At 65.4% G+C, this 13,005-nt stretch carries 13 protein-coding genes; 2 read left to right on the forward strand and 11 right to left on the reverse strand.

The window, feature by feature from the left end:
- Positions 1-58: 58 nt before the first annotated feature.
- Genes AC1DEL_RS04615 through AC1DEL_RS04625 form a run of 3 tightly spaced genes read right to left on the reverse strand, consistent with a single transcriptional unit; the run spans position 59 to position 2,493 of the window.
- Positions 59-334: a hypothetical protein gene (locus tag AC1DEL_RS04615; protein ID WP_092292865.1), complete on the reverse strand. Its 276-nt coding sequence runs from the start codon at positions 332-334 to the stop codon at positions 59-61.
- The gene (locus AC1DEL_RS04620; RefSeq protein ID WP_477125302.1) at positions 331-1,743 is read right to left on the reverse strand and encodes a LutB/LldF family L-lactate oxidation iron-sulfur protein; all 1,413 of its coding nucleotides are present in this window, start codon (positions 1,741-1,743) and stop codon (positions 331-333) included. Before AC1DEL_RS04620 ends, AC1DEL_RS04615 begins: the two co-directional genes overlap by 4 nt.
- Before the next feature lie 24 nt (positions 1,744-1,767).
- Positions 1,768-2,493, reverse strand: coding sequence for a (Fe-S)-binding protein (locus tag AC1DEL_RS04625; protein ID WP_092292861.1), 726 nt, complete (start codon positions 2,491-2,493; stop codon positions 1,768-1,770).
- 229 nt (positions 2,494-2,722) lie between these two features.
- Between AC1DEL_RS04625 and AC1DEL_RS04630 the strand changes: the two genes are divergently transcribed.
- Positions 2,723-3,511, forward strand: coding sequence for an IclR family transcriptional regulator (locus AC1DEL_RS04630; RefSeq protein ID WP_092292859.1), 789 nt, complete (start codon positions 2,723-2,725; stop codon positions 3,509-3,511).
- Between the two features lie 97 nt (positions 3,512-3,608).
- Here AC1DEL_RS04630 and pbpG read toward each other — a convergent pair whose 3' ends face one another.
- The 4 genes from pbpG to AC1DEL_RS04650 all read right to left on the reverse strand — a co-directional run bounded on the left by pbpG (position 3,609) and on the right by AC1DEL_RS04650 (position 7,294).
- Positions 3,609-4,799: a D-alanyl-D-alanine endopeptidase gene (pbpG, locus tag AC1DEL_RS04635; protein WP_092292857.1), complete on the reverse strand. Its 1,191-nt coding sequence runs from the start codon at positions 4,797-4,799 to the stop codon at positions 3,609-3,611.
- Between the two features lie 289 nt (positions 4,800-5,088).
- Positions 5,089-5,844 (reverse strand): nitroreductase, encoded by a 756-nt coding sequence (locus AC1DEL_RS04640; protein ID WP_477125303.1) that lies wholly within the window; start codon positions 5,842-5,844, stop codon positions 5,089-5,091.
- Positions 5,845-5,879: 35 nt separating this feature from the next.
- A complete protein-coding gene (locus AC1DEL_RS04645; RefSeq protein ID WP_092293313.1) occupies positions 5,880-6,323 on the reverse strand; it encodes an acyl-CoA thioesterase in 444 nt (147 codons plus the stop codon).
- Between the two features lie 35 nt (positions 6,324-6,358).
- A complete protein-coding gene (locus AC1DEL_RS04650) occupies positions 6,359-7,294 on the reverse strand; it encodes a histone deacetylase family protein (RefSeq protein WP_441591159.1) in 936 nt (311 codons plus the stop codon).
- Between the two features lie 443 nt (positions 7,295-7,737).
- On the opposite strand from AC1DEL_RS04650, the gene phaP1 reads away from it, so the two are divergent.
- Positions 7,738-8,316 (forward strand): TIGR01841 family phasin PhaP1, encoded by a 579-nt coding sequence (gene phaP1, locus AC1DEL_RS04655; RefSeq protein WP_092292853.1) that lies wholly within the window; start codon positions 7,738-7,740, stop codon positions 8,314-8,316.
- Positions 8,317-8,416: 100 nt separating this feature from the next.
- Here the strand turns inward: phaP1 and AC1DEL_RS04660 are convergent, their stop codons facing one another.
- The 4 genes from AC1DEL_RS04660 to AC1DEL_RS04675 form a co-directional block, all read right to left on the reverse strand.
- The gene (locus AC1DEL_RS04660; protein ID WP_477125304.1) at positions 8,417-9,229 is read right to left on the reverse strand and encodes an SAM-dependent methyltransferase; all 813 of its coding nucleotides are present in this window, start codon (positions 9,227-9,229) and stop codon (positions 8,417-8,419) included.
- 184 nt (positions 9,230-9,413) lie between these two features.
- Positions 9,414-11,210: a dihydrolipoyl dehydrogenase gene (gene lpdA / locus AC1DEL_RS04665; protein WP_477125305.1), complete on the reverse strand. Its 1,797-nt coding sequence runs from the start codon at positions 11,208-11,210 to the stop codon at positions 9,414-9,416.
- Between the two features lie 39 nt (positions 11,211-11,249).
- Entirely contained in the window at positions 11,250-11,909 is a 660-nt protein-coding gene (locus tag AC1DEL_RS04670; protein ID WP_477125306.1) for an MFS transporter, read from the reverse strand.
- Between the two features lie 72 nt (positions 11,910-11,981).
- Positions 11,982-13,005: dihydrolipoyllysine-residue acetyltransferase (locus AC1DEL_RS04675; protein ID WP_477159063.1), on the reverse strand; the 1,024-nt coding region annotated here is incomplete at its 5' end.

The following is a 13,005-nucleotide window of genomic DNA, read 5'->3' on the forward strand; positions in this document are numbered from 1 at the left end:
GATGGAATAACGGCCGGGGGCGCTCCCCGGCCGTTGTCGTTTACGACGCTTACGACGCTTACGACGCCTCGGCCTTGTCCAGCCAGCGTTTGAGCTGGTCCGTGACGGCCGTGCTCGAGAACGAGCAGCTATCCTGCGCGAACACCGCCGACATCTCCAGGCGGCGCAGCAACTCCTCCATCGCCTGACCGAATACCGGCGGCAGCGTCAGCGACGTGGCCGCCGCGCGCCATGCGCCGACGAGGTCCGCCACCGGCATGGTGCCGGCCACATGGCTGGCCAAAGCCTCGCGCATCGCGTTCAGCGCGCGCTGGTTGTCCTGGTGCGTACTCATGCGCGCGCCCTCCTCTCCTTGTACAACTCGCGGAAGGTCCGGCCGCTCGGCGCGGGCATGTCACGCGAGTCGGTCCAGCCCTTGCCCGCCATCGGCAGGCTGGCAATCAGCCGATTCCGGCCCCCCATCCGCGCCAGCAGACGCGCGCCCATGCGCGTGGCGAAGGCGTAGAGCGCCGGGCGGCGCGCCACATAGCCCCAGACCTGCAGCGACAGGCGCTCCTGCCACGGGCGCAGGCCGCGTTCCATCTGCTTCTCGCGCAGCTTGCGCAGCAGGTCGGACAGCGGGATCGAGGCGGGACACACTCTGTTGCACTCGCCGCAAAGTGTGGCGGCCTGCGGCAGATCGATGGCATTGGCGAGGCCGACATAACTTGGCGTCAGCACGCTGCCCATCGGTCCCGGGTAGACCCAGCCATAGGCATGGCCGCCGATCTTCTGGTACACCGGGCAGTGGTTCATGCAGGCGCCGCAGCGGATGCAGCGCAGCATCTCCTGGAATTCGCCGCCGATCAGGCCACTCCGGCCGCCATCGACGATCACGAAGTACATATGCTCGGGGCCGTCGCGCTCGCCCTCGGCGCGCGGGCCCGTCAGCAGCGAAAAGTAGTTGGAGATCGCCTGCCCGGTGGCCGAGCGCGGCAGCAGCCGCATCACCGTGGCCAGGTCCTCCAGCGTCGGCAGCACCTTCTCGATGCCGGTAACGGCCACGTGCACGCGCGGCATGACCGTGCACATGCCCTCGTTGCCCTCGTTGGTCACCACGGCCACCGAGCCCGTCTCGGCGATGATGAAGTTACCCCCCGTCACGCCCATGTCGGCGGACAGGAACTCGGGGCGCAGCACCTCGCGCGCTTCGCGGGTCATCTGCGGGATGTCGGTCAGGCGCGGCTTGTGGTGCACCTTGGCGAACAGGTCGGCAATCTCGTCCTTGTCCTTGTGGATCACGGGCGCGATGATGTGCGACGGCGGCTCGGCATCGTTGATCTGGAGGATGTACTCGCCCAGGTCGGTCTCGATGCTCTGCACGCCCATCTCGCCCAGCACCTGGTTCAGGCGCATCTCCTCGGTCACCATCGACTTGCTCTTGATGACCTTCTTCACACCATGCTTCTGCGCGATTTCGGCCACCAGACGGGCTGCGTCGGCAGTGGTCTCGGCGAACAGCACCGTGGCGCCGCGCCTGGTCGCGTTTTCTTCAAACTTGGCGAGCCAGACGTCGAGGTTTTCCAGCGCGCGGTTGCGGCGCTCCTTGAGCGCGGCGCGCGTGGCGTCGAAGTCGATGTCGCGGATCGCATCGGCCCGCGCGGTCACGAACTTCGTCGACAGTTTCTTGAGGTTCTGCTGGAGGCGCTGGTCGGCGAGCTTCTGCCCGGCCCGCGCCTTGAATTCCATGCTGTGGACTTGCATCGTATTTTGCCGAGGTTCGATCGATCAGGCGTCGCCCGCCAGGACCTGCGCGATGTGCAGCACGCGGGTGCGCGTATCGCCGGACCGGCGCAGCCGGCCTTCGATATTGAGCATGCAGCCAAGGTCGCCCAGCACCACGGCATCAGCGCCGCTGGCCTGGATGTTGGCGCATTTCTCGTCGACGATGGCCGTCGAGATATTGCCGTATTTCACCGAGAACGTGCCGCCGAAGCCGCAGCAGGCCTCGCAATCCTTCATCTCGGTCAACTGCACGCCGGGCAGCTTGCCGAGCAGCGCGCGCGGCTGCTGCTTGACGCCGAGTTCGCGCAGACCGGAGCAGGAGTCGTGATAGGTGACGTGGCCGGAAAATGCCGAGTCGACGGTCTCGATCTTGGCCACGTTGACCAGGAAATCGGTCAGTTCGTAGACGCGTTCGCGCAGGCGCTCGTAACGGCCGTGGAGTTCGGGGTCGTCGCGCAGCAGGTCCTGGTAGTGCGCGCGGACCATGCCGCCGCAGGAACCGGAGGGGATCACCACGTAGTCGAACATCTCGAACTCACGCAGGAATTTTTCGGCCAGATCGCGCGAGACGGCGCGCTCGCCCGAGTTGTACGCGGGCTGCCCGCAGCAGGTCTGCGCCTCGGGCACCATGACCTCATAACCCGCCGATTCCAGCAGCTTCAGCACCGAAAACCCGATCTCCGGGCGCATGAGGTCCACCAGACAGGTGGCGAACAGTCCGATTCGCATCGCTTCCTTTTATCCAGACCCGAAACCTCGCAATTATGCGCCCCCACCGCGCCGCTGCGGGCAGCACGCGCCGCAAACTTGTTCATCGCCGCGCGCAATGCCGCTCATGCGAAAGCGGCGCCACCACTGGAAGGGAATCTCGGTAATTGCATTTCACCTATTGAAATTTTCACAATGCGAGATAGAATCAGGCAAACGCTTAATTTGCCGCACGGCAACATTTCCTCCTATGGCAGAAGCAGACAAGGCACCCGGCAAGACCTCGATCCAGGTCATCGAACGCATGATGACGTTGCTGGATGCGCTCGCCCAACACGCGGATCCCGTCAGTCTCAAGGAGTTGTCGCTGGCCACCGGCCTGCATCCGTCCACGGCGCACCGCATTCTCAATGACATGGTGGCGTGCCGTTTCGTGGATCGCTCGGACCCCGGCAGCTATCGGCTCGGCATGCGCTTGCTGGAACTCGGGAATCTCGTAAAGGCGCGGCTCTCTGTGCGTGATGCCGCACTCGCACCGATGCGCGCGCTGCACCGCGTCACCGGGCAGACCGTGAACCTGTCGGTGCGTCAGGGCGATGAGATCGTTTATATCGAGCGCGCCTACAGCGAGCGCTCGGGCATGCAGGTGGTGCGCGCCATCGGCGGCCGCGCCCCGCTGCACCTGACCTCGGTCGGCAAGCTGTTCCTGGCTGCCGACGAGGCCGGGCGCGTGCGCAGCTATGCCACGCGCACTGGGCTGGCCGGGCATACGGGCACGTCGATCACGGACATCGCCAAGCTGGAGCGCGAACTGAGCTGGGTGCGCACCAACGGCTATGCGCGCGACAACGAGGAACTGGAGCTGGGCGTGCGCTGCATCGCGGCCGGCATCTATGACGACTCGCGCCGGCTGGTGGCCGGGCTGTCGCTGTCCGCGCCGGCAGACCGCCTGCAGGACAGCTGGCTGCAGAACCTCAGGGACACCGCGCTGCAGATCTCGCGCGGCATGGGCTACGTGGCGGACGCCGTGTCGGCCTGATCGCGCCACGAGCGCGCCTCACGCGCGTATCGCCCAAAAAGAAACGCGCCGACGGGCTGCCCCGCGGCGCGTTTTCAATTGGCGGCGGCTACCTGAATCAGGTGCCGCGTGCCTGCTGCGAGGCCAGGATCGCGTGCGCCGCGTGCGGCGCGCTAGGACCCTGCGTAAGGTTTGGGGAGTTGGGGAACGGCCGTTGCGGACCCTGCACCGACGGCTGGTGCTCAAGCCACGTGCGCACGCGCGTGGCATCGGCAAAGCGCGACAGCTTGCCCACGGAGTCCAGGAACACCATCACCACGTTGCGATCGTTCACACGGGCCTGCATCACCAGGCACTGGCCGGCTTCCGAGATGAAACCGGTCTTCTGCAGGCCGATCTCCCAGTTGCCGCCGCGCACGAGGCGGTTGGTGCTCACGTAATGGAGCGGACGGCCCAGCACGTTCACTTCATGCTCGGTCTGGGTCGAGAATTCGCGGATGGTCGGGTTGCGGTAAGCGGCGTTGACCAGGCGGGCCAGGTCCATCGCGCTCGACACATTGCTGCTCGACAGGCCGCTCGAATCGACGAAGTGGCTGTCGTTCATGCCGAGTTCGCGCGCCTTGCGGTTCATCGCGCCCACAAACGCCGGCAGGCCGCCCGGGTAGCTGCGGCCCAGCACCGAAGCGGCACGGTTTTCCGACGACATCAGCGCCAGCAGCATCATTTCATGGCGGGTCAGCTGCGTGCCAAAGCGCAGGCGCGAGCTGCTGTGCTTCTCGGTGTCGCGATCTTCCTCGCTCACCGTCAGCACTTCGTCCATCGGCAGGTGCGAGTCCATGACCACCAGCGCCGTCATCAGCTTGGTGATCGAGGCGATCGGCAGCACCGCCGTCGGATTTTTCTGGAACAGGACTTCGTTCGTGTTCTGGTCCAGCACCAGCGCCACGGAGGAACGCAGCGCGAGCGCGTCTTCCGTATCGCGCAGGCCCATGGACTCTGCGAGCGTCGGTTTCGACGGCACGAAGGCCGCGCGAACCGGCTGCGCTCGACTGGCCACGACGGTCTTCTTGCCGTGGCGCAGCACGATCACCTTCCGCGATGACGAGGGTTTCTCGCTCGCGGCTGCGACCTTTTTAGTGGATTTGGAAGCAGTTACCTGCTTTTTGGCCGAGGTTTTCGTCGCAGTCGACTTCGTCGCTGCGTACGTCACCGGCGCGGCCAGCATGGACACCGACACCAGCGCCGAAGTGGCGATGGCGGTCAGGGGCATGCTGAAGAGTCGGGAAATAAAGGATTGGGACCGGAACATGATCTGTTCAGCGCGGCATTTGGTGGAATGGCGCTAGTTTAGGAAATAAAGAAATTGTTAGCAAGATTAAAGACTTACGAAGGCTCTTTAAAGTTCGATTCGCAAACAATTCCACATTACGGGAAATGTGCCGTATTGGCCATTTCTCGCGCCAGCGATTGTCGTTTGCACTTGTTTGTCGACAACTGCGCACAACGCTTCGCACCTAGATAAGAAACAGTTTCCCTAACATCAATATCGGTGGCTTTTGTGAAAACCTCATCAGGGGAAACCTCAATCCGGCGCGAAGTCATGAGAGGAAACGCGCGAACCCGCTCACCGGTTCACGCTCCGTGACCAATTGATTGGCCGTCGCCTCCGGATCGGCGTAGCCCAGCGACATGCCGCACACCACCATCTCGTTCGCGGTCAGCTGCAGTTGGCTGGCCAGGACGCCGTGGAATTGCGTGAACGCCGCCTGGGGGCAGGTGTCTAGCCCGCGGGCGCGCGCAGCCACCATGATGCTTTGCAGGAACATGCCGTAGTCGAGCCAGCTGCCCTGCTCCATGATTCGGTCGATCGTGAAGATCAGGCCGACCGGCGCATCGAAGAAACGGAAGTTGCGGGCGTGCTGCTCGTGCATGCGCGCCTTGTCTTCCCGGCTGATCTCCAGCAGGCCGTACAGGTCCCAGCCCACCTTGCGGCGGCGCGCCAGGTACGGGTTGACCCACTCGCGCGGATAGTACGGATACTCCTCGCGGTACTTGGTGTCGCGCTCCGGGTCGTCATAGGCGGCCAGCACATCGGCGCAGAGCCGCGCCTTGGCGTCGCCCGCGAGCACGTAGACCCGCCACGGCTGGGTGTTGGTGCCGGACGGCGCGCGGCTGGCCACGGCGAGGATGTCCTCGACGGTCTCGCGCGGTACTGGCGTATCCAGGAACGCCCGGATCGAGCGGCGCGTGGTGATGGCGCGATCGACGATCGCCGCGGAATCGGTCACGGACGTATCGCCGGTGGCGGAGGTGACTTCAAGGGTGTCGCGGGGGGCAGCGCCATGGTTGGACATGCTTCGAAGGTCTCCGGGTTATTGTGTTTTATTGATCACGCCGCGCTCGGCCGCACCAGCGGCGTCAGCGCCTGGCGCAATGCGGGCGGTAGCGCTGCCGGGCGGCGTGTCGCGCGATCCACATAGACGTGGACGAAGTGGCCCTGCGCAGCGGCCACCTCATCGTCGTTGCAGAACAGGCCCACCTCGTAGCGCACGCTCGAGTTGCCCAACCGCGCCACGCGCAGGCCGGCCACGACGGTGTCCGGGAACGACAGCGACGAGAAATAGTTGCATTGCGTCTCGATTACCAGCCCGATGGTCTCTCCCGCCTCGATGTCCAGCACGCCCGCGCGGATCAGGTAGGTGTTCACGACGGTATCGAAATAACTGTAGTAAACAACGTTGTTCACGTGGCCATAGACATCGTTGTCCATCCAGCGCGTGGTGATCGGCTGGAAATGCGCGTAGGCGCTGCGGGTGTCCGGTTGTGGCTTCATCGGCATCGGCGTTGTTGTTGGGATTTGTTGCGATCTCAAAAAGCTGCCGCCGCAGCGGCGGTCGCCCCGGCGCCGTAGCGCTGGTGGTGGCGCGCGGCCAGCCGCACGGTCTGGGTGTGCACGGCCACGGTGTCCTCGATCTGGTTGCCGTAGCCGCCGGCCATTGCCACGGCCATCGGCAGGCGCCGCGCGAGCGCGGATTCGAACACGAGCGTGTCGCGCCGGGCCAGGCCGGCCAAGGTCAGGCGCAGCCGGCCCAGGCGGTCGCCCTCATGGGGATCGGCGCCGGCGAGGTAAATCAGCAATTCGGGATCGAAGCGCGCGTAGAGCGTGTCCAGCGCGCCAGCCAGCGCAGCCGCGTAGGTGTCGTCGTCACAGCCGTCCGGCAGGCCGACGTCGAGGTCGCTCGCCTCCTTCCGGAACGGGTAGTTTTTCTCGCCATGGAGCGACAGCGTGAACACGCTCGGGTCGTCGCGCAGGATCGACGCCGTGCCGTTGCCCTGATGCACGTCGAGGTCGATCACCGCCACGCGGCTTACGCGCCCTTCGCGCTGCATCTGGCGCGCGGCGATGGCGGCATCGTTGAACACACAGAAGCCGCCGCCCTTGTCGGCATAGGCATGATGGGTACCGCCGGCGAGGTTGACCGCGATGCCCTCCGTCAGCGCGCTGCGGCAGGCGGCCATCGTCGCGCCGGCTGAGCGCCGCGATCGCTCCACCATCTCGTGCGACCACGGGAAGCCGATCTCGCGCTGACGGGCGGCATCGAGCCGGCCGGAGGAGACATCGGCGATGTAGTCGGCGGTATGGGCCAGTGCCAGCGCCGCGTCGTCGGCGCGGGGCGCCTCGTGCAGGGTCAGGCCCGGCACCTCACGCACCACGGCGTCTCGCAGCATGCTGTACTTGCGCATCGGGAAGCGATGGCCGGGCGGCAGCGGCAGGACGAAGTGATCGGCGTAAAAAGCTTGCATCGGGGCGGATCGGGCGAGGATCGGGCGGGAAATTCCCGGGAAGTGACGGTGCGTGACCATTTACCGACCGGGCAGTCTGCGATGGTAGCACCGCGTTCCGCATTGCGTGAAAACGTATCAAACAGCAGACCTTCCCCGCGTTGCATCATGGTGACCGCATCGGGATAAACCCTTGCCTGGCGCCCTATACGTGGTCATTACGACGCATATGTCTGCTCAATGTCTGCTATTTCTTTTGCAGTGCAGCAAAACTGCTTGACAGGCTTTTTTCTGCCCTTAGAATAGGAATTGTTGCGGCGCATCAAAGCTTTTTACGAGGTCCGATTCGACCGCACACCAATATATCGCTCGGGCTGGCCAGGACATCGCGTTCATGGCTTTGACATTCGGGCGGCTTAATTTCTATTTTGCTTGACCTTGAAGTTCACCACTGGAGACCAGCAATGATCCTGACCCCGGAACAAGTTGCAGCCGCACAAAAAGCCAATCTGGAAACCCTGTTCGGTCTGACCACCAAAGCATTCGAAGGCGTTGAAAAGCTTGTCGAACTGAACCTGCAAGTGGTCAAGGCCACCTTTGCCGAAAACGTCGACAACGCCAAGAAGGCCCTGTCCGCCAAGGATGCCCAGGAACTGCTGGCCATCCAGGCTTCGCTGGTGCAGCCGGTTGCCGAAAAGACCCTGGCGTACTCGCGTCACCTGTATGAAATCGCCTCGGAAACGCAGAGCGAGTTCACCAAGGTGGCCGAAGCCCAACTGGCCGAAGGCACGAAGAACGTGCAAGCGCTCGTCGAGAACTTCGCCAAGAACGCCCCGGCCGGTTCGGAATCGACCGTCGCCATCGTGAAGTCGGCCATCTCGGCCGCCAACAACGCGTACGAGTCGGTCCAGAAGGCCACGAAGCAAGCCGTGGAAATGGCCGAAACCAACTTCCAGGCTGCCGCCACCGCCGCAACCAAGGCTGCTCAGCAAGCCTCGGCCACGGCCCGCACGGCTGCCAAGAAGCCGGCTGCCACCGCCTGAGCGGTAGCGCCCTCGCCCGCCCCGCGCATCGGCTCCGGCCGCTGCGACGGGTTGGCAAGAACCCGGCCCCTCTGACGAGGGGCCGGGTTTTTTTTCGTCTCTATGGTTTGAGGAACGTGGCGCGCCACGGCTCGCCCCCCTCGATGGTGCCCCGCATCTCGCGGCCATCCACGTGGCCGACGTAGCGCTCGTCGTCGATGGTGAAGACGATCTCCGTGCCGCGCAGGCGGCCGTCCCAGATCGGCGTCGACCGCTCGACTTCGCGCATCACGCCTTCCAGCTTCTGGAACGTCTGCGACAGCACCAGCAGCTTGTTCCCCATCGCCCATATCCCCGCCACCCTCGCCGGCACCAGCCACAGGTAGACGCCGCACGGCCCCGGGCAGGCCTCGACGCTCGGCACGTACTCGTCCGGCCGCCAGTCCGCCATATCGAACGAGTTCGAGACGATGCGCGTGCCGGCCCGCATCCCCAGCAACGTGGGACGGAGACGCAGGTTCACGCTTGGCAGCAGGAACAGCGTGACGACCGTGGCATCGGAAAAATCCGACTTGAAGATGTCCGCCCGCTCGAAGGTGGCGCGACTGGCCACGCCTTCGGCCTGGGCGGTGCGTCGGGACAGCTCGACCAGTTCGTTGTTGAATTCGATGCCACGCGCGGTGGCGCCTCGCTTGGCGGCGGTAATGACCAGGCGGCCATCGCCGGAACCCAGATCGACGAGCCGATCCTGGGGCGTCAGCTTCGCCATGTCGAGCATCTGGTTCACCAGCGGCTGGGGCGTCGGAATCCAGATCACGTCCTTGCCCGACTGGCCCATGGTCGGCCTGGCGCCCGGTTCGTCGAACTGCGCCCAGGCCGCGCCGGGCAGGAATACCAGGCACAGCGCGGCGGCAAGCAGGTGTGTCTTCCGCATCGTGTTCACCCAACGATGCTAGGAGATCGGCCCCGGGAGCGCCATGCCGGATAGACAACCCCTCCGCTGCCGGCCCTACCCGCTTGCGGCAGGCAGTCGGCGGTCCTTCCTGGCGGTTAATTGCTAAATTTCGATCCAAAAGAAAACCCGCCATCGCGGCGGGTTTTCTCGTTGCGGCTGAAGCTTAGCGCTTGCGCGGCGGCGGCACGTCCGTGCAGACGCCTTCGTAGATCTCGGCAGCCATGCCGATCGACTCGCCCAGCGTCGGGTGCGGGTGGATCGTCTTGCCGATATCCACGGCGTCGGCGCCCATCTCGATGGCCAGGCACACTTCGCTGATCAGGTCGCCCGCATGGGTGCCCACGATACCGCCGCCGATGATCCGGTGCGTTTCCTCGTCGAAGATCAGCTTGGTGAAGCCCTCGTCGCGGCCATTGGCGATGGCGCGGCCCGAGGCGGCCCACGGGAACGTGCCCTTACCGTACTTGATGCCCTGCGCCTTGCACTGCTCCTCGGTCAGGCCGGCCCAGGCCACTTCCGGATCGGTGTAGGCCACCGACGGGATCTGCTTGACGTCGAAGTACGCCTTCTCGCCATGCGCGGCTTCGGCAGCCACGTGTGCCTCGTGCACCGCCTTGTGGGCGAGCATCGGCTGGCCGACGATGTCGCCGATGGCGAAGATATGCGGCACGTTCGTGCGGAGCTGGTTATCGACCTCGATAAAGCCGCGGTCCGTCACCGTCACGCCAGCCTTCTCGGCGCCGATCTTCTTGCCGTTCGGCACACGGCCGACGGACACCAGCACCAGGTCGTAGCGCTGCGGTTCGGCCGGCGCGGCCTCGCCCTCGAACTTCACGTAGATGCCATCCGGCTTGGCTTCCACGCCCACCGTCTTGGTCTTCAGCATCACGTTGTCGAAGCGATGCTTGTTCATCTTGTCCCAGACCTTGACGAGGTCGCGATCCGCGCCCTGCATCAGGCCGTCGAGCATTTCCACCACGTCGATGCGCGCGCCGAGCGTGCTGTACACCGTGGCCATTTCCAGCCCGATGATGCCGCCGCCAATCACCAGCATCTTGTTGGGGATGTCCGGCAGTTCCAGCGCGCCAGTCGAATCGACAATGCGCGGGTCCTCCGGCACGAACGGCAGCTTCACAGCCTGGCTGCCGGCGGCAATGATCGCCTTCTCGAAGCGGATCACCGTCTTCTTGCCGGTCGGGGCCTTGGCGTCACCTTCGGTTTCCTGCACTTCGAGGTGATGCGGATCCAGGAACGTGCCGATGCCGCGCACCACCTGCACCTTGCGGGCCTTGGCCATGCCGGCCAGGCCGCCGGTCAGCTTGCCGACCACGGTTTCCTTGTAGTGGCGCAGGCCGTCCAGGTCGATCTTGGCTTCGCCGAACAGGATGCCGTGCGCGGCCAGCGCCTTGGCTTCGTCGATCACGGCCACGTTGTGCAGCAGCGCCTTCGACGGGATGCAGCCCACGTTCAGGCAGACGCCGCCGAGCGAGCCGTAGCGCTCCACCAGCACGGTGTTCATGCCGAGGTCCGCCGAGCGGAACGCGGCCGAGTAGCCGCCGGGGCCGGCGCCGAGCACGAGCATGTCGCACTGGATGTCGGCGCTGCCCGCATGCGTGGCGGCGGCCGGCGCCGGGGCCGGAGCGGCCTTCGGTGCAGCGGCGGCAGCGGGGGCAGCAGCCGGTGCGGGAGCGGCGGCAGGTGCCGGGGCAGCGGCAGCAGCGGCGCCGGCTTCCACGGTGCAGATCACCGTGCCCTTGGCCACCTTGTCGCCCACCTTGACCTTCAAGTCCACGATCTTGCCGGCCGACGACGACGGCACGTCCATGCTGGCCTTGTCGGACTCCAGCACGATCAGCGACTGCTCTTCCTCGACCGTATCGCCGGCCTTGACCAGTACTTCGATCACTTCCACCGCGTCGAAATCGCCGATATCCGGCACCTTGACTTCGATCACACTCATGCTTTTCCTCCTGGGATGCGCGCCCTGCCCGCCTGGGGCTCAGGCCGCGCCGTCGTTGTTGGTTGCCGCCCCGCCATCCGCGCCGTTCGCACCGTTTGAACCATCCGGTACCGGCGCGGGTGCCGGCTGCGCCTGCAGCCGCACGGTATGCACGTCGATGGGACCTGCCGAACTCTTGTCGAACTCCACGCCTGCGTCCACGCCGATCCGCGCGATCTCCCCGGCGCCGATGCCGGGCCGGTCGTAGACCGCGTGCATCGCCCCGAGCGCATAGTTGCGCCCCGAGCCAATGCCCCAGAAGCGGTCGAACGCGAACACCTCGCGGTAGGAATAGACGCCGAAGATGCCGCCCGGATTGGCGATCAGGCAGACGATCTGCGACGACTCGTACGGATCGTCCTCGTCTTCCTTGGTGTTGATGAAGTACTCGGTCTTGAGCTTTTCATGCACCTTGAGGAAGGTCCGGAACACATCGTCGCGGGTCAGCAGGCGGCATTCGTCGCCCATGCCGGTCAGCAGCGCCCGCATCACCGGAAAGTGCGCGGTGGTGCCGGCCAGCGCGACGAAGCTCTCGCCCACCGGGAACACCTTCTGGTTGCGCTCGTAGGCACGCGACAGCCGCGTGTCGCCGAACGTAACCAGCGCGTCTGCCGCAATGGCTACCTCGGCGCCCTTCCTTACGACTACGCATGTCGTCATGGTTCGCCCCTTGCAGTTCGTACAGGCCCGCGCGCCGGCAACCGAGGCCGCCGGCGCGCGCGTGGGCCGTGCTTACAGCAGAATCCGGCGGAAGTCCGCCAGCAGCTGGGCGAAGTACGTGTTGAAGCGGGCCGCCTCGGCGCCGTCGATGACGCGGTGGTCCCACGACAGCGACAGCGGCAGCGTCAGGCGCGGCGCGAACTGCTTGCCGTCCCAGACCGGCTTCATGTACGACTTGCACACGCCCATGATGGCCACTTCCGGCGCGTTGATGATCGGCGTGAAGTAGGTGCCGCCCAGGCCGCCCAGCGACGAGATCGAGAAGCAGCCGCCCTGCATCTGGTCCGGCTTCAGCTTGCCGTCGCGCGCCAGCTTGGCGAGTTCGCCCATTTCCTGGCTGATCTCGAGCACGCCCTTGCGGTCCGCGTTCTTGATGACCGGCACGACCAGGCCGTTGGGGGTGTCCGCCGCGAAGCCGATGTTGAAGTACTTCTTCAGCACCAGGTTGTCGCCGTCCAGCGAGGCATTGAAGTTCGGGAACTTCTTCAGCGCCGCCACGGTGGCCTTGATCATGAAGGCCAGCATGGTCACCTTGACGCCCGACTTCTCGTTTTCCTTGTTCAGCTGCACGCGGAAGGCTTCGAGGTCGGTGATGTCCGCTTCGTCGCAGTTCGTGACGTGCGGGATCATGACCCAGTTGCGATGCAGGTTGGCGCCCGAGATCTTCTTGATGCGCGAAAGCGGCTTGTTCTCCACTTCGCCAAAGCGCGTGAAGTCCACCTTCGGCCACGGCAGCAGGTCCAGGCCGACGCCCGAGCCACCAGCGGCAGCCGCTGCGGCCGGCGCGGCGGTCGAGCCGCTCATCACGCCCTTGACGAAGCCCTGCACGTCTTCCTGCGTGATACGGCCCTTCGGACCGGTACCGGGCACGCGCGACACTTCCACGCCCAGTTCACGCGCGAACTTGCGCACGGACGGGCTGGCGTGGGCGGCCTTGCCGGTCACGCCCTGGGCGGCCGGGGCGGGTGCCGAGCTGGCCGGGGCGGGAGCCGGCGCCGAAGCCGCGGCGGGCGTCGGGGCCGGGGCAGCAGCAGCC

It is taken from the genome of Cupriavidus sp. 10L43_2 (assembly GCF_056395265.1).